This is a genomic window from Sphingobacteriales bacterium (genome assembly GCA_016719635.1).
Lineage (GTDB): Bacteria > Bacteroidota > Bacteroidia > Chitinophagales > JADIYW01 > JADJSS01.
The window spans coordinates 34,534-50,952 of record JADJYT010000012.1; the positions used below are offsets into that span (position 1 = coordinate 34,534).

A 16,419-nucleotide genomic window follows, 5' to 3' on the forward strand; every position below is an offset into this window, starting at 1 on the left:
CTGAAAAATTTTACAAACTTATTACTATTGCAAAAAACGACGGACAACTGGATAAAAGATTGTTATTTAAAAAATTGTTTACAAAAACCTATTCTGAAAAAAATGATTATTTGTGGCGAAATGAGATTCGGTTGTTAAAAGAAGATTTAGAAAGCTTCTTAATAAAAACAGAACACGAATATCATTCTAAGAATAACAGTGCTTATAACGAATGGCTATTAGTACATGCTTTCAAAAAATTAGAATATGATGAAGGTATTGACGAGAAAACAGAATTGTTAATAAAACAAAAAGACAACTTCGCTTCCTACCAATATGTACTGGACGCCAGTTTTATACAACTGCACAACCTGCGTTATAAAATTATTGATATCGATAAACGCAGAAAAAGTTATTCCGAATCTTTACAGAATTGTGAGGCAATATTGAAAGACCTGCTAGCTTCTTATTGCGCTCAAGTGAACTTACATAAATCATACATCAACTGGATTGTTTACAATCATCAATTTGAAGGTCGTGAAACTCTTATTTCAGACACCTATGAATGCTTGTTGCCTAAAAACCCTATCAGTAATTTTAATAATTACTTAGGCGCTTCACTCACAGATGCGGACGAGAAGAATTTGAATACACAGATAGAAAGTCTGGATGCTGCGTTGGAAAATATTGAGCCTGTCTATAAAAACAATAAACTACTGCAAGAAAACAGAGTGGTTGCACTAATGGCAAAAGGAAGAGAATTTTCTGCGAACGGTTATTTTCGGGAAGCAGATGCTGTACTTAAAAGCATTAAACAAGATATCGATCATTTATATCATCATCACAGAACTATATTTTATGTAAACTATATTACCAATTTAGTAAAGAGCAAACTTTACAAGGATGTTATTTACATACTGGATCATGAATTTTCTACGGATAATATATTATACAAGAACATGCTTTTACAAAACAGGTTGCTATGCTACATGTATTTGCGCGATACAAAAACCTTGCAAACTATATTTCTTATGATCTGGATGCTGCACCATTTCCACAAAACCACGTTTTAAAACTTATCAAATCAGTATATTTTTACCTAACGCAAGACTATGATACAGCGCTGTCAATTATTACAAGCGTAATACAAATGGTAGCAACGGATAAAATGTCTCATCATAAACCCATTTCAATTCTATACAAAAAATTATATACAGCAAAACAAAAGAATGCTTTGCTGAAAAAGATGTCTTCAAAAGATATAAAATTGTTACAGAATGCAATTAATGAATTTGAAGAAACTACACCAATTGAATTCAAATTAGTTTCTGTTTATTTATGGCTAAAACAAGAAATTGAACAAAATTTAGCTTAAAAATGAGATTAAAACACACTATCAACCAATTGATTTATAATTAGTTAATAAACATACTTCACAAAACCTACTCACAAAATTAAAATACTTCATTTTGCTTCGCTTTTTGTATGATGCAGTTTTACATCAACAAAAAATGAATTTATGAAAGCAATTACAAAACTTAGTACAAGTATTATTTTACTTAGTACTCTTTTCTTTTCTTGCAAAAAAGAAACAACAACTCCAGAAAGCTGGCAATTTACCAAATTAGTAAATACAACATTAGATAACAATGGCAACATGGTTACATTGGATTTCTATCAAAAGAAAGGCAATGAATGGCGCATTGTGCAAATGTCACCAGATGATTACACAAAATTTTATTTAAAAAATATCGTCACTCCAAGCGCATTTCAAATGCCTATTGATAACAGCAATGCATTCTTGACTTCAAATGTTAGACTTTTTAATCCAGCTGATAACAAAGTTTATAACCAGGGAAATTTAAGATGGCTTTTAGGCGAACCGGTTGGATTTAAAACTTTTAACACATTTGATTTTGAATTTCCTGATATGCCTGCTGCATATAATTCAATCAATAAATTTAGTGCAGCCACATTTTCTTCAGAGCAAGCATATGATAATAATTCAAAAACCAGTACGTATATTTTTTATGATTTTCCAAATCAGAAGTATGTATACTATGGATTTAGGACTGGTGCCGATTTGATAATAGAAAATACATTGCCGCTGATTTGTCCAACTTGTAACACTATAAGCTGGAAAAATATTGATGCTGTTACTTGCACTGGAGAAAATGACAATAATGATTTATACTATTTCTTTGATTTTGATGCACAAAAAATATACATTCTTGAAAGAATTGGCAAAAGCACCAACAATCCATCATTTCAATTAAACAATCCACCAATTGATTTCAGCGATGCATTTAGCAATACGGCTGGTTCTAATGGTGGTAATGAATTGCCTTTTGATTTTAGTAAATAAACAAAAATAGCCATAATAACCATAAAAACAATTACAAACCTTAAAATTACAAAAATGAAATCTCTAAATAAAACAATCTCATTATTCTTTTTTACACTACTAATTACGTTGCTTAGTTCTTGCACAAGAGATATATTTGATGTTGCAGACAGATACAAAGTAGTATTTTGGTTTGATGAAGAAACCTCAAGACAACTACTATATGATGGTGCTGATACACTTACTTTTTATGTAAACTATAAAGCAGTAGCAACATCAACTGTAGATGATATATTTTGGACGACTGCACCATCTTGTGATGACACAACTGCAATTTCAGTACAGCTTGGTTTACTGCATAAAGAAAATCCAATTTTATTTTGTAAAGATCAAACTGGCGCTATATATTTTAGTGGCACTAAATCTTTGTCTTCAGAACTATTGTCTCCAGGTTATTGCAATACTATAGAACTTAAATAGATTATAAAATTCAAATAAACAACTCAATATATTTATTCATCATTAAAAATTACAAAAAATGAAATCACAGATTCACGAACTCAAAAACTTAAAAAATAAAGTCATGAGTAAAAACACAATCAAAACACTTTCCATCTTGCTATTCTTTGCAGTAGCAATCGCAGCAACGTCTTGCAAAAAAGAAAAAGGTGGTGGAACCACAGGAAAAACTGGTACTTTCACTATTGACGGTGCTTCCTATTCTGGCGAAACCAGTACACAGACTTTTGTAAATGACAATTATTCTGTTTTATGCGAACAAGACGATCCTTACAAATTAATTCAGGTTACATTTCACAACCAGGCTGAAGCTGAAGCAGGTGGCACGTTTGATGTAGCAGATTTCAGTTTAAATGTTCCATCCGGCGAAGCTGGAGTAGGTATTGACGGGTTAACATTTGATCCGGATGGCAGCCAAACCATCACTGTGTCCGGTAAAAAGATTACTATTAATAATCTTCCGTTAGACCAAACCGGTGGTGGTTCTTTAAATCCATTTGTAAACAGTGCAAGTATTGATTTCTAAAATTAAAAATAATGAAAAAAATGCTAAGCTGTTTTTTTGCATGCAGTGTATTATTCACTGCATGCAAATCAAACAAAACCGATAGTGCTGAAACCACTATCGAACAAAACATGGATGAAATAAAATCATCTACTGCAGAACAAGGACAAGCCGGAAAAGGCAAAATTACTTTGCAATGCAACGGAAAAACATATGAAATAAATGGTGTTTGCGGTGCCGTTACATCCATGGGTTCACTAACCATTGCTGTGCCTGACGATAGTTTTCCTGCAAAAACATTCACAATCAATTTCACTGCTGATAAATTGCCGGATGCTACATCAACTTACAAAATTACCAAATATAATATTGATGATAAAGATGCCAGACACGTTACAGTTAGTTATGCTGATATGCGAAGTACATCAACCATGATTTGGGAAAGCGATGACAAAACAGGCAAATTAGATTTTGTTGTAAATGGCAATGAAATAAAATGTACTTTTTCAAACCTTACGTTGCAGCCAAGCATGATGTATAATAAAGGTGAGCAAGATGGAACAGCAACAGTTTCTGGCGAATTAATGATCTATAAAGTTTAATACAATGAAAAGAATAATTTTTACACTTACTGTTCTTTCTGTTTTTATTAGCAGTTGCAGTAAAGATGATAACAAAGCAAAAAAAACGCGTTTAAAAACATATACACATGATTACTATGCGCGAATACCAGCAGCTTTAGATAAATATACTATTGAGTACAACAGTGCAAATAAAATTTCTAAAATTATTCATGAAAATAATGGTGCATTATATAAAACAACATATTGTGTTTATACAGCTGCTAATAAACTAGATAGTGTAGTTACAAAATATACCAGTGGAGGAATTTATGCTTATAAAGTTATATGGACAGGCAATAAAATAACAAGATATGACGATATAGACCTTACATATAATAGTGATGGTTTGATAGATAAGAAAATTTATGCTGATGGAAGTTATTTCAGAAATGAATACATAGCAGATTCCATATTTCTTTATAATAAACCTGTTGGTGGTAGCGAATATTTACAAACACGTTATTTACTTTCAAGTAGTATAAAAAATCCATTCTTGATTTCAGGATTTGAAGCTGAAGCTTATTTTGCAGGTAATTTATTATATTATTACAACTCTTTTAATGCTTTGTTACCTACTATCGAAATAAAATACCTTGGATATCTCAATAATAAAGACTACACATTTGAAGGCGATTTTAATGGTTATCCTTTACAAAGAAATGACCTTACAAACTCTATAGATGAAAACAGAAGCAAAGAAACATTTACGTACGAAGAATTCTAAAACTATGAAAAACCAATAGCATTTGAAAAGTAAAATGCTCGCTCAAGAAGCAAGCATTTTTTTATTCATTTTTTGTAAGCGAAGCCGAAAGGCTTCGTTTCTTTTAAGAAAACTACCTGTCTTCTCTTTCTCTGGCGCGGTCAACCATAGGTTTGCCGGTGCCTTTATTTCGTTTGTACACCGCCAAGATTTGTTCCGCATCGTCGCTGCTGGTCGCAAAGAAGGAGAAATTATCCAGTATTCTGATATCATCAATCCTTCTGGATTCAATACCTGCATTATTGTTCAGCTCTTCCAACAACAAACGCGGTGTCATCCCATCGACTCTGCCTTTTGCAAAGAACAGGCGTGCGGAGGAGGTATTTCTTCTGCGAGGTGCACTTTCCCTGCCGCTATCCCTTCGGGTGTCACTTCTTCTGTCATCCCGTCTGCCGCCTCTGTCATCCCTTCTGTCCCTGCTGCCAAAACGATCGCTTCTGCCTCCAAATTCATCTTTAACTGCTTCTTTAATTTGTTTGTACGCTTTGGGATTTAATTCATCTTTTGCAAAATGCTTAATCAAGGCAGCCACTATAACCTGTGGTTCTGTTTCTCCTAAGATCTGTGCAGCCAGTTCCATGTACTCACTGTAATGCTCTGTCCCGATGATGGTTTCAATATGTTCTGTCAGACGACGGGTTTTAATCTTCACCATATCGTTTGCATCCGGCAACTTGCCCTTTTTCATTTTGGATTTCGCAATCCTTTCGACAAATATCAGCTTTCTTTTCTCAGAAGGGGAGATGATCGCGATAGCCTTACCCAATTTACCGGCACGGCCCGTACGTCCTATCCGGTGCACATAGCTTTCCGGATCCTGCGGTAATCCGTAGTTGATTACGTGCGTCAGGTCTGAAATATCAATACCTCGGGCTGCCACATCCGTCGCCACCAATACGCCAAATTTATTGGTCTTAAATTGTTTGACCACTTTTTCTCTCAGGTTCTGCTGGATGTCGCCATGCAAGGCATCTGTGGTATATCCTTTGTCATTCAAGTGATTGGAAATTTCCACCACTTCTGCTTTTGTATTACAGAAAATAATGCCGTAAAAATCTTCTTCTATATCCAATACACGGCACAGGGCATCAAATTTGTCCCTATCCGGAACTTCAAAATAAGACTGGTCGATATTGATATTGGTAATTTCCTGTTTGGCAATCTGTACCATGTTGAATTTTCCCATATAGCGTTTAGCCAGTGATAAAATCCTGTCCGGCATTGTGGCGGAAAACAGCAGCATTCTGCGCTCCTTATTGCATGATTTCAGAATCAGCTCAATATCATCGATGAATCCCATGTTAAGCATTTCATCCGCTTCATCCAGCACCACATAGTTGACTTCATCCAGAATCAGCTTCTTGCGTTCTATCAGGTCAATCACACGGCCGGGAGTTCCCACCACGACATGTGTACCCTTTTCCAATTCACGCATCTGTGAACTGATGGGTGCGCCACCATATACGGTAGTAATCCAGATTCTTTTGGAACCTTTAAAACTTTTAATTTCTTCCGCTGTCTGTATCGCCAATTCGCGGGTAGGTGCAAGCACCAATGCCTGGACACTTCTTTGAGTGGAGTCAAAGCGTTCTAAAATCGGCAAACCGAAGGCAGCCGTTTTGCCGGTACCGGTCTGTGCCTGTCCTACAATATCTAAATTACCGTTCAGTAAAAGTGGTATTGTTTGTTCCTGAATGGGTGTGGGCACTTCGTACCCTTTTTTTTCCAATGCTTCTAAAATGTCTTCGCTTAATCCTAAGGCTCTAAATCCTTCCATAAAGAAATAATTATTTATAATGAACTGCAAAGATACGCTGATTAGATGAATGTTACAACGTATTCATGTGTATAAGATATTGCGATTGAGTTAATTATAATCCGTATAATAAACGGAACCCGTTTCTGCTGCAATGTAGTTTGGCAGGATACAATATAAATACTTGTGTCCCGTGCAAAACAGATACGTACTTTTTGACGGGACACAAAGAAATTGAATACTACTAGCCTATATTATATGCCACGGAATGATATCCGCCTTCAAGATTTTACCATTCTTTAACACGGCTTCCATATAAACCAAACCATATTTATGATTTGCCCTCCACACTACTTTCTCTATGATTGGTTCCCAGATATCATCAAACTCGTTTTGCTCCACTTTAATGGTTTTTATATTAAACATGGTGAATGGCCAGTCATTTTCATCTGTGCGTTCAGTCACCGTCCTGGTTAAGACCTCTCCGGTATTTGTTTTGAACATATAGGTATCCCCTACTCTTGCATCGTATTTCACAATAGTAAATGGTTTATCTCCCGGATTTTCTTCATAATCTTGTATACCTTGTGATGTGAAGCGCATTTTTATGTCATGTTTTACCCTGTTTTGATCATCTTTAAGGTATGCAGGAATTAAAGGCACTAAGACGGCCGAATCTGGATGACCGGTAAAATCAAGTGTAATTCTAAATGTCACATCACCCCCGTTGTTGGAAATTACACCGGCATTGATTACTGGAAAGTCCTCTCCGGAACTGGCAATAGATACAGCAAAATCACTGCCTTCTACTTTCGTTAAATCCAAATCTGTTTGTCCGCCAAGTTTGTCTCCGTCTTTTGTACAGGATATTACACCGAATACGAACACCAATAACATCCATTTTTTCATTATAGCTTTCATGTTTAATTTTTATTCAAATTTAAACCATGAGAACCAAAAAAAACAGGAGATTTATCAGTAATAATGATGATTTTTGTCATCTTCCGGCGCCATGTACCATACCTGCATTTGCCTAAAGCAACAACTGCTCTGCAAAACTGTAGTAATCATTATGCGCGATAATGATATGGTCCAATACCGTCACTTCCAGCAACTTTCCTGCCTCTACTGCTTTGCGCGTTAGCTGCTTATCAGGCTCACTCGGCTGAAGGTTACCGGAAGGATGGTTGTGACAAAGAATAATGGCACTTGCCAGTTCCCTGACCGCCACATTAAAAATCATTTTCATATCCGCTACCGTGCCGGATATTCCACCGCTGCTGATTTTATGCTTGGAGATAAACCGGTTATTCCGGTTCAGGCATATCATCCAGAATTCTTCATGCGGCAAATCCGATAAAGCAGGCGACAGCATTTCAAACGCTGTACGATGTGAAACTATCTTGTCTTTTGGTTTTACTTCTGCCTGCGCCCTTCTCCTTCCAAGTTCCAGCGCTGCTATGATGGCTATCGCCTTGGCTGCTCCGATGCCTTTAAACTGCATCAAATCAGCAACGGACTTCTTTCCCAGTTCAAACAAATCGTTTTGTACGAAAGACAATACCTGCCTGGCTAATTCTACGGCCGACAGTTCTGCATTACCGGAACCGATAATGATAGCTAACAATTCCGCATCGGATAAAGTTAGTTTGCCTTTTAGAAGTAATTTTTCACGTGGGCGGTCTTCTTCTGCCCAGTGCCTGATCGTTAATTTGGTGGATTCGGGATACATAAAATAAGAATTGGTGTACCATTGAGATACACCAATCAGTTATTTTCCATAAAAACGCGGAAATTATTTTTTCAACACATTCAAATGTCTCATTACTTCAGACTTCAAATGACCCGCTTTGTTTTTGTGAATTTGATTTCTTTTAGCCAGTTTATCTACCATAGCCACGAGAGAAGGCATGGTTTTTTCCGCTTCGCCCTTATCAGATAATCCTAAAAATTTACGTAAGGCATTCCTGGTCGTCTTACCGTAATAACGGTTTTCCAGTCTGCGTTTCGTGGTTTGTCTGATTCTTTTCTTAGCCGATTTATGATGTGCCATTTTTTTTAATTGAGTTTGCAAAGATACTCAAACGATTATAATAAAAAAAGTGAATTTTAGGTTAATTGTAAACTTTTTACTTGAATTCCCGATTATACAATAAGAAAATAACGCTTTTTAATGGCTTTTTCCTCCTAAAACCACGATATTTGCAACCTGATTAATATTAATTTAATATGGACGATTTTTCGATACTTTCCAATGCACACCCCGGCTTTATTGACGCTCAATACCAAGATTACCAAAAAGACCCCAAGTCAATTGATCCGGAATGGCGTAAATTCTTTGCAGGCTTTGATTTAGCCTATAAATTCGGGCAGAATGGCAAAGCGATTGAAACGGACCATACAACCGTTTCCACACTCACCGCAACGGGAGAAGTGGTTTCTCCTAAGGAATTTAAAGTATTAAAACTTATCAGTGGCTACCGCAATAAAGGACACCTGCTGGCCAATACCAATCCGCTGCGCCCCAGAAGAGACCGCCATGCCGATCTTGAACTGCATTACTTCGGCTTGAATGAATCAGATCTGGAAACGGAGTTCCATGCCGGTAAGGAAATAGGAATCGGCAAAGCGAAACTGAGTACTATCATAGACAGATTGAAACAAATATACTGCCGCACCATCGGATGGGAATACAACTATGTCTTGAACCGCGACGAAAGAGCCTGGCTTCGAGAACAAATCGAACATGGCTACATCGCCTACCAGCATCCCATAGAAAAGAAAAAAAGAATTCTTTCCAAACTCAACGAAAGTGAAGTTCTGGAGAAATTCTTAGGAACAAAGTATATTGGCCAAAAACGGTTCTCACTGGAAGGCGGTGAATCCACCATCCCGGCCCTGGATGCCATGTTTAACGTAGCAGCCAATCACGGAGTTCAGGAAGTGGTGATTGGCATGGCGCATCGCGGCCGGTTGAATGTGTTGTGTAATATTGTCGGTAAGACCTACGAACAGGTGTTTTCTGAATTTGAGGGTATTGCCCCGAACGATTTCTCTTCCGGCACCGGTGACGTAAAATACCATTTGGGATATTCATCCCAGTATGAAACGATGGATGGAAAAGAAGTCTATATCAAGTTACTTCCGAATCCATCCCACCTGGAAGCGGTCAATCCTGTTGTACAGGGATTTTGCAGAGCAAAGGCAGATGCCATCTACAACTCCGATTACGACAGAATCCTGCCCATTACCATTCACGGCGACTCAGCTGTGGCAGGACAAGGCATCGTATATGAAGTGCTGCAAATGCAGTCGCTAAAAGGTTATACCGTTGGCGGCACCATTCATTTTGTCATCAACAACCAGATTGGTTTCACCACCGACTTTGATGATGCACGTACATCCAACTATTGCACATCCATTGCATCTGCGATTCAGGCACCTGTATTTCACGTTAACGGCGATGATGTGGAATGCGTTACTTATGTAGCGGAATTGGCGGCAGAATACCGTCAGCGGTTTAATAAGGATATTTTTGTAGATATGGTTTGCTACAGGAAATGGGGACACAATGAAGGGGATGACCCATCATACACCCAACCGCAGATGTATAAGATCATAAAGGACCATACCGGCGTACGCGATTTATATCAGAAAAAACTCTATGACTGGGGTGTGGCGGAGGCTGAGTTTGCAAAAAAAATGGAAGAGGAATTTTGGGCTGAACTGCAGGCAAGATTGAACGATTACAAACAACAGGAAAAAAAATACAAGCCGCAATCCACGGAACTGGCCTGGCAGGCCTTGCGTAAAGCCGGACTGGAAGATTTTGAATACTCGCTGGAAACTAAAATATCCAAAGACGACTTGGTAAAAATCATCAAGGCGCTGGTAAGAGTGCCGGAAGGATTCCGTCCGCTGAAAAAAATCCAGCAATACCTGGACCAGAGACGCATCATGATGCGAGAAAATAATACGGTAGACTGGGCCGCCGCAGAGTTGATGGCGTATGGCTCCATACTGCTGGAAGGAAAAGATGTAAGGCTGAGCGGAGAAGATGTGAAACGCGGTACTTTCTCTCATCGTCATGCCTGTTTGTATGATGAAGTGACCAATGAAGAATACAACCGGTTGAATCATATTGCCGAAGATGGAAAACAAGGTACCTTTCATATCTATAATTCCCACTTGTCGGAATACGGAGTATTGGGATTCGAGTTTGGCTATTCACTGCCTTCCCCGGCGCCGCTCACGATTTGGGAAGCGCAGTTCGGCGACTTTGACAATGGTGCGCAGATTATCATCGACCAGTTCATCGCTTCCTGCGAAACGAAATGGAACCGCCAGAGCGGTTTGGTATTATTACTGCCTCATGGTTATGAAGGCGCAGGACCGGAACACAGTTCTGCGCGTTTAGAACGTTTCCTGCAGTTGTGCGGCGAGTTGAACATGGTCGTGACGAACATCACCTCTCCGGCGAACTTTTTTCATGCATTACGCAGACAATTGACCTGGTCATTCAGAAAGCCGATGATTAACATGTCGCCGAAATCGTTGTTACGGCATCCAAAATGCATCGATTCCATTTCGAAGATTTACGAAGGTAAATTTCAGGAAGTGATAGATGATGATGGCACGGATGAAGCCGGTAATGTAAAAAAAGTATTGTTCTGCACCGGAAAAATCTATTACGACTTGCTGGCGAAGAAAGAAGCGGATGGCCGAAGGGATGTTGCTATTGTGCGCTTAGAGCAATTGTATCCTGTGGCAGACAAACAATTGGATGCCATCATCAAAAAATACAACAAGGCCAGTTTCCATTGGGTGCAGGAAGAACCCATTAACATGGGTGCTTACTCATTCCTTTTATTAAATTACAATAAAGCTAAATATTTACAATGTATTGCCCGGCCACAGGCTTCATCTCCTGCCACCGGATTCAGCAAGCTGCACGAGAAAGAACAGAAAGCACTGGTAGAACTGGCGTTTGGATAACACCATTCTGTCATTTTGAGCGCAGCGAGAAATCTTGTTTTGTTGTAACAAAATAATCTAATCTTATTAAGCGATAAAAAACACCAATCAACAAAAGCTAAATAAAGCACTAAATTTGTCTAACATTCTTGAATCCATACATCTAACAATATAAATAATGAGCAAAGTAGAAATAAAAGTACCAACCGTTGGCGAATCCGTTACAGAAGTAACGCTGGCAGCCTGGTTAGTGGAAGATGGTGTCTATGTAAAGCTGGATCAGCCGCTGGCAGAATTTGAATCCGATAAAGCTACCTTTGAAATGCCTGCCGAAGTATCAGGCGTCATTACCCGCGTGGCAAAGGAAGGTGATGACATTAAAATTGGCGGACTGGTTGCCTATATTGATACGGATGCAATTGCACCGGAAAAGCCGGCAGTGCTTAGTCCACAGACATCAGTTGACAGTCCACAGAAAAAAGAAGAAAATCTGTCCTCAGTCGATGGTCAGCAGTCAATAGTGACGGAGAAAATTGAGTCCGATAAAAAAGAAACTATTGACAATGAGCTATCAACCATTGACCAAAAAACTTACGCCTCCGGAACACCTTCCCCATCCGCTAAAGAAATACTGGAAGAAAAAGGAATAGAAACCACTGAAATAAAAGGCACCGGTGTGGATGGAAGAATTACGAAGGAAGATGCGCTAAAAGCAGAACAGTCGACAGTCGATAGTCGACAGTCGACAGACAAAAAAACAGAAATAGCTAAAGAAACGGCGAACCTTGGGCTGTGGACCTTGGACAAATTTTCGCGTAGCGAACGTGTAGAAAAAATGACGCGTATGCGTAAAACCATCTCTCGTCGTTTGGTTGCAGTGAAAAATGAAACTGCGATGTTAACGACATTCAACGAAGTGGATATGACTCGCATTCACCAGATTCGCGACCAATACAAAAAAACCTTTGAGGAAAAGAACGGCATTGGGCTGGGCTTCATGTCTTTTTTCACCAAGGCGTGCGCACTGGCCTTACAAAAGTTTCCAGCCATCAATGCCTATATCGATGATGAGAACATCATCTACCATGATTTCTGCGATATTTCCATTGCCGTATCGACTCCTAAAGGATTGGTGGTTCCCGTTATACGGAATGCGGAAAGCTTATCGTTTGCCGGGATTGAAAAAGAAGTGAAACGCCTGGCATTACTGGGCAGGGACGGAAATCTGTCAATGGAAGATATGGAGGGCGGCACCTTCACCATCACCAACGGCGGTGTGTTCGGCTCACTGATGAGTACCCCCATCATCAATCAGCCGCAAAGTGCCATTTTAGGGATGCATAAAATTCAGGACAGACCCATGGCCATCAACGGTAAAGTGGAAATACGCCCCATGATGTACCTGGCATTGTCGTATGACCACCGAATCGTAGACGGAAAGGAAAGCGTAGGTTTTTTAGTGATGGTCAAAGACTTTCTGGAAAATCCGGAAAAGATGCTGACAGGCAGCGATCCGGTAAAAGCGCTGTTAGAATTATAAAATTAGCTAATTAGCTAATCATCAAAATATCACATTATCACATTAACCATGACACAACACGATATCACTATTATAGGCAGCGGTCCCGGCGGATATGTGGCAGCCATTCGTTGCGCACAATTAGGATTTAATACCGCCATCATAGAAAAATATAACACACTGGGCGGTACCTGTTTGAATGTCGGATGCATTCCGTCCAAGGCATTGCTGGATTCTTCCGAACATTATCATAATGCCATGCATACGTTCAGGGAGCATGGCATCGAAATCCCTTCTGCAACAGTCAATTTCCAGCAGATGATTTCCCGGAAAGCCAAAGTGGTGGAAACCACCAGCGGCGGAATCGATTACCTGATGAAGAAAAATAAGGTGACGGTGTACCGTGGACAGGGTTCTTTCATTAACAACACAACCATTGCCGTTAAGAAAGCAGACGGATCGGAAGATCAGATTGAAACGAAATATGCCATCATTGCTACCGGCTCCAAACCATCCACTCTGCCGTTCTTACCTATCGATAAAAAAAGAATCATCACTTCCACAGAAGCGCTGGCATTGCCGGAATTGCCAAAATCCATGGTGATTATCGGCGGCGGTGTCATTGGACTGGAATTGGGCTCCGTGTATCAGCGCCTCGGAACTCAGGTTTCCGTAGTAGAATTTATGGATAAAATCATTCCTGCCATGGATGATGACTTGGGCAAAGAACTGCAGCGTTCACTGAAGAAACTCGGCATTAAATTTCACCTGTCACACAAGGTGACGGGCGCGGTCAATAACGGCGATTCGGTAACGGTAACGGCACTGGATAAAAAAGACGAGGAAATAAAAATCCAAGCGGATTATTGCCTGGTGGCAATTGGCAGAAAAGCCTATACCGATGGGTTAGAATTGGAAAATATAGGCATCACACCCAACCAACGCGGACAGATAGAGGTGAATGACCATCTGCAGACCATTGTACCTAATGTTTATGCCGTTGGTGATGTGATACGCGGCGCGATGCTGGCGCATAAGGCGGAAGAGGAAGGTGTGCTGGTGGCTGAAATCATTGCCGGACAAAAACCGCATATCGACTACAACTTAATTCCGGGCGTGGTATATACGTGGCCGGAGGTGGCGAGCGTAGGACAAACGGAAAACCAACTGAAAGAAAACGGCATTGCCTATAAGGTTGGCTCCTTCCCAATGCGTGCATTGGGGCGTTCCCGTGCCAGTATGGATATCGATGGCTTGATAAAGGTGTTGGCGGATGCCGATACAGATGAAATATTGGGCGTACACATGATTGGTGCGCGTGCTGCCGATATGATAGCAGAGGCTGTAGTAGCCATGGAATTCCGTGCCAGTGCGGAAGACATCGGGCGCATCTCCCACGCGCATCCAACCTATACCGAAGCATTTAAAGAAGCGGCATTGGCAGCTACGGAAAACAGGGCGCTGCATGTTTGAAAGAAGGAGTAAACAATAAGGATTAAGCAATAAAGTGTCCTTCTATCTCCAGCAGTTTTTCCAGCGGGTCCAGTTTGTTTTGTAACCATCATCTCGAGGAACGAAGCGATCTCACCCTTGTTTCCAAACAGGAGTCTCTTGCAGAGGACTCTGCAAAATTAGTATATATTCTTTTGTACGCAGAGTCCCGTTCAGGAGACTTTGATGGCAAGGAAGTACCTGGCGGAAAACCCTGAATTTTTTTTACGGTTGTTTACCATTATTTCTTTGGTGCAGTTGTTGCCGAACTTTACATCATCAAATTATTTAAAACAAAAAAGACAAACAGTATGAAAACAATAAAATTAGCAAAAAGTGTATTGGCCATATTGGCGGTATGTTTTACGTTAGCAGGAACGACATCCTGTAAAAAAGAAGACAAATTGATTGATACAAATTTAGTGGGCAACTGGGAAAAGATAGTAACAAGTTTAAATTCGAATGGGGTTCAGGATAAACATGAATTTACCTTTAAAGCAAATGGAACAGGAGTAGAAAGAAAATTCACCAGCAACAGAGGTGTCATTTCAAATGAAAGAATTGAAACATTTGTTTGGTTCGTGAAAAGTCCGGGGGTTATCCGCCTGAAAAACAGTCTGAATGAAGAAGGTGACATCAATTACACTTTTACCGCAAATGCAATATCAATATTAACATTAGGATTCCCTTTTGGCGAACAGCTCAATCTGGCGGCTAAAATAAACTAATGATATCCTCTGTAAAGATATTTCCGGGAGGTAAATCACGGAAATATCTTTTTATTATACCCCAAACTGTCTGAGGTGATGATCGAGGTGTTTATACATCATGTTATTCCACTCATGAGATGTGAGTTCGCCAAAAGATACCGATTCTTTCCCTTCAAAGAAAGCTGCGCCTCTTTCCGTCACTTTACAGATGTAGTTAAGTAAACGTGTCTTTTCTTTTTGAAAATCTCTGACATCGGCAATAATGAAAGCAGGGCCTGTAGGTCCGTTTTGCGTGTACGGTGTTTCACTGACCACTTTACTTTTTACCATTGTTTTCAGCATCAGCTTCAGGAAGAAGTTTGGCCTGTCTGAGCGTTCCTCAAAAATATATTCATATGTTACACAGCAATGTGCCAGCATCTGAGAGACATTCATCTTGCCCCATTTTGCGGATGTTTCAGGTGTTAATTTGTTTATTCTGCTGATGAAATCATCTGCAACAGAAATAGCATACATATTTGGTAAGGCCATAAAAATGAAATTTAATTAGATGTCATATACAAGAAACAATACTTATATTTCTCCGGTGTACAGGGATGTATTGGACTTCTTCTGGAAACCGATGGCTAATACCTTCATAACACGGCCGGTTCCAGAAACCTGAACCCGCATCCAACCGTAGTGTTTCAGATGTGACGTGGCTGCATTTCCGGTATGTGCGCTGAACGCGATGTATTTATCTCCTTTACCTGCCAGATTCCCCGAATCGGCAGATGGGTGTGAAACATAATCATACGCCACAACGGCATCATTCGGACCGCTCCAGGTACCTGCAGTTGTCGAATCAATCGTTACACCGGAATCAAATGCCTTGACAAATCCATTATTATCCATCAGCACGTCACCGTCCAAATTGTTAAAATGGATATAGATGCCGTGAATCGAAGTGCTGCCATACCAATACAAATCGATAAACATGGTGCAATCTAAATTTAATGGAAACTGATTGAAATCCCATCCAAAAATCGCTTCATAAGTATTATCCGGACCGGTATAAAAACTTTTAAGCGTGGAATCCACCTGAACCGAATATACATCCGGATCATCAATGCCAGGGTCGTCCGTTTTGGCACAGGAAATGAAGAGGCAGATACATGAAAATATGAATCCGCTGAAAAATGTCTTTTGCATAATTGTGATTTTATGAATTTGGGTCAAAGTTAAAGTATAAACGGA

At 39.7% G+C, this 16,419-nt stretch carries 17 protein-coding genes; 11 read left to right on the forward strand and 6 right to left on the reverse strand.

Annotated elements, in window-relative coordinates; translation table 11 throughout:
* Nucleotides 1–74: 74 nt before the first annotated feature.
* The 7 genes from IPM95_14080 to IPM95_14110 all read left to right on the forward strand — a co-directional run bounded on the left by IPM95_14080 (nt 75) and on the right by IPM95_14110 (nt 4,694).
* A complete protein-coding gene (locus IPM95_14080) occupies nt 75–1,052 on the forward strand; it encodes a hypothetical protein (protein MBK9330391.1) in 978 nt (325 codons plus the stop codon).
* Nucleotides 1,053–1,129: 77 nt separating this feature from the next.
* The gene (locus tag IPM95_14085; GenBank protein ID MBK9330392.1) at nt 1,130–1,354 is read left to right on the forward strand and encodes a hypothetical protein; all 225 of its coding nucleotides are present in this window, start codon (nt 1,130–1,132) and stop codon (nt 1,352–1,354) included.
* A gap of 144 nt (nt 1,355–1,498) precedes the next feature.
* Entirely contained in the window at nt 1,499–2,344 is an 846-nt protein-coding gene (locus IPM95_14090; GenBank protein ID MBK9330393.1) for a hypothetical protein, read from the forward strand.
* Nucleotides 2,345–2,398: 54 nt separating this feature from the next.
* Nucleotides 2,399–2,803 carry a hypothetical protein gene (locus tag IPM95_14095; GenBank protein ID MBK9330394.1) on the forward strand — a complete coding sequence of 135 codons (405 nt, stop codon included), beginning with the start codon at nt 2,399–2,401 and terminating at the stop codon, nt 2,801–2,803.
* 58 nt (nt 2,804–2,861) lie between these two features.
* On the forward strand, nt 2,862–3,368 hold the full coding sequence (locus IPM95_14100) for a hypothetical protein (protein MBK9330395.1): 507 nt from the start codon (nt 2,862–2,864) through the stop codon (nt 3,366–3,368).
* 11 nt (nt 3,369–3,379) lie between these two features.
* The gene (locus tag IPM95_14105) at nt 3,380–3,949 is read left to right on the forward strand and encodes a hypothetical protein (protein ID MBK9330396.1); all 570 of its coding nucleotides are present in this window, start codon (nt 3,380–3,382) and stop codon (nt 3,947–3,949) included.
* A gap of 4 nt (nt 3,950–3,953) precedes the next feature.
* A complete protein-coding gene (locus IPM95_14110; protein ID MBK9330397.1) occupies nt 3,954–4,694 on the forward strand; it encodes a hypothetical protein in 741 nt (246 codons plus the stop codon).
* Nucleotides 4,695–4,806: 112 nt separating this feature from the next.
* On the opposite strand, the gene IPM95_14115 is transcribed toward IPM95_14110, so the two are convergent.
* The 4 genes from IPM95_14115 to IPM95_14130 all read right to left on the reverse strand — a co-directional run bounded on the left by IPM95_14115 (nt 4,807) and on the right by IPM95_14130 (nt 8,542).
* Nucleotides 4,807–6,510: a DEAD/DEAH box helicase gene (locus IPM95_14115; GenBank protein ID MBK9330398.1), complete on the reverse strand. Its 1,704-nt coding sequence runs from the start codon at nt 6,508–6,510 to the stop codon at nt 4,807–4,809.
* Nucleotides 6,511–6,738: 228 nt separating this feature from the next.
* Nucleotides 6,739–7,410 carry a hypothetical protein gene (locus IPM95_14120; GenBank protein MBK9330399.1) on the reverse strand — a complete coding sequence of 224 codons (672 nt, stop codon included), beginning with the start codon at nt 7,408–7,410 and terminating at the stop codon, nt 6,739–6,741.
* A 112-nt stretch (nt 7,411–7,522) separates the two neighbouring features.
* A complete protein-coding gene (gene radC, locus IPM95_14125) occupies nt 7,523–8,221 on the reverse strand; it encodes a DNA repair protein RadC (GenBank protein ID MBK9330400.1) in 699 nt (232 codons plus the stop codon).
* 63 nt (nt 8,222–8,284) lie between these two features.
* Nucleotides 8,285–8,542, reverse strand: a complete 258-nt coding sequence (locus IPM95_14130) for a 30S ribosomal protein S20 (protein ID MBK9330401.1) — start codon at nt 8,540–8,542, stop codon at nt 8,285–8,287.
* Nucleotides 8,543–8,718: 176 nt separating this feature from the next.
* Between IPM95_14130 and IPM95_14135 the strand changes: the two genes are divergently transcribed.
* From IPM95_14135 to IPM95_14150, 4 genes are all read left to right on the forward strand, one after another.
* Entirely contained in the window at nt 8,719–11,484 is a 2,766-nt protein-coding gene (locus IPM95_14135) for a 2-oxoglutarate dehydrogenase E1 component (protein MBK9330402.1), read from the forward strand.
* Between the two features lie 157 nt (nt 11,485–11,641).
* On the forward strand, nt 11,642–13,003 hold the full coding sequence (gene odhB / locus IPM95_14140; GenBank protein ID MBK9330403.1) for a 2-oxoglutarate dehydrogenase complex dihydrolipoyllysine-residue succinyltransferase: 1,362 nt from the start codon (nt 11,642–11,644) through the stop codon (nt 13,001–13,003).
* A 48-nt stretch (nt 13,004–13,051) separates the two neighbouring features.
* Nucleotides 13,052–14,455 carry a dihydrolipoyl dehydrogenase gene (gene lpdA, locus IPM95_14145; GenBank protein ID MBK9330404.1) on the forward strand — a complete coding sequence of 468 codons (1,404 nt, stop codon included), beginning with the start codon at nt 13,052–13,054 and terminating at the stop codon, nt 14,453–14,455.
* A gap of 329 nt (nt 14,456–14,784) precedes the next feature.
* Nucleotides 14,785–15,201 carry a hypothetical protein gene (locus IPM95_14150; protein ID MBK9330405.1) on the forward strand — a complete coding sequence of 139 codons (417 nt, stop codon included), beginning with the start codon at nt 14,785–14,787 and terminating at the stop codon, nt 15,199–15,201.
* Nucleotides 15,202–15,255: 54 nt separating this feature from the next.
* On the opposite strand, the gene IPM95_14155 is transcribed toward IPM95_14150, so the two are convergent.
* Both IPM95_14155 and IPM95_14160 read right to left on the reverse strand, forming a co-directional pair.
* Nucleotides 15,256–15,714, reverse strand: a complete 459-nt coding sequence (locus IPM95_14155; GenBank protein ID MBK9330406.1) for a DUF1569 domain-containing protein — start codon at nt 15,712–15,714, stop codon at nt 15,256–15,258.
* 42 nt (nt 15,715–15,756) lie between these two features.
* The gene (locus tag IPM95_14160; protein ID MBK9330407.1) at nt 15,757–16,374 is read right to left on the reverse strand and encodes a hypothetical protein; all 618 of its coding nucleotides are present in this window, start codon (nt 16,372–16,374) and stop codon (nt 15,757–15,759) included.
* Between the last annotated feature and the right edge of the window lie 45 nt (nt 16,375–16,419).

Excerpts from the sequence above, each read along its gene's own strand:
- IPM95_14120 (MBK9330399.1), bottom strand. The coding sequence starts at position 7,410 with ATGAAAGCTATAATGAAAAAATGGATGTTATTGGTGTTCGTATTCGGT.
- IPM95_14110 (MBK9330397.1), top strand. The coding sequence starts at position 3,954 with ATGAAAAGAATAATTTTTACACTTACTGTTCTTTCTGTTTTTATTAGC.
- lpdA (MBK9330404.1), top strand. The coding sequence starts at position 13,052 with ATGACACAACACGATATCACTATTATAGGCAGCGGTCCCGGCGGATAT.
- odhB (MBK9330403.1), top strand. The coding sequence starts at position 11,642 with ATGAGCAAAGTAGAAATAAAAGTACCAACCGTTGGCGAATCCGTTACA.
- IPM95_14085 (MBK9330392.1), top strand. The coding sequence starts at position 1,130 with ATGGTAGCAACGGATAAAATGTCTCATCATAAACCCATTTCAATTCTA.
- IPM95_14160 (MBK9330407.1), bottom strand. The coding sequence starts at position 16,374 with ATGCAAAAGACATTTTTCAGCGGATTCATATTTTCATGTATCTGCCTC.
- IPM95_14155 (MBK9330406.1), bottom strand. The coding sequence starts at position 15,714 with ATGGCCTTACCAAATATGTATGCTATTTCTGTTGCAGATGATTTCATC.
- IPM95_14135 (MBK9330402.1), top strand. The coding sequence starts at position 8,719 with ATGGACGATTTTTCGATACTTTCCAATGCACACCCCGGCTTTATTGAC.
- IPM95_14105 (MBK9330396.1), top strand. The coding sequence starts at position 3,380 with ATGAAAAAAATGCTAAGCTGTTTTTTTGCATGCAGTGTATTATTCACT.
- IPM95_14090 (MBK9330393.1), top strand. The coding sequence starts at position 1,499 with ATGAAAGCAATTACAAAACTTAGTACAAGTATTATTTTACTTAGTACT.
- IPM95_14150 (MBK9330405.1), top strand. The coding sequence starts at position 14,785 with ATGAAAACAATAAAATTAGCAAAAAGTGTATTGGCCATATTGGCGGTA.
- IPM95_14095 (MBK9330394.1), top strand. The coding sequence starts at position 2,399 with ATGAAATCTCTAAATAAAACAATCTCATTATTCTTTTTTACACTACTA.
- IPM95_14130 (MBK9330401.1), bottom strand. The coding sequence starts at position 8,542 with ATGGCACATCATAAATCGGCTAAGAAAAGAATCAGACAAACCACGAAA.
- IPM95_14115 (MBK9330398.1), bottom strand. The coding sequence starts at position 6,510 with ATGGAAGGATTTAGAGCCTTAGGATTAAGCGAAGACATTTTAGAAGCA.
- radC (MBK9330400.1), bottom strand. The coding sequence starts at position 8,221 with ATGTATCCCGAATCCACCAAATTAACGATCAGGCACTGGGCAGAAGAA.
- IPM95_14100 (MBK9330395.1), top strand. The coding sequence starts at position 2,862 with ATGAAATCACAGATTCACGAACTCAAAAACTTAAAAAATAAAGTCATG.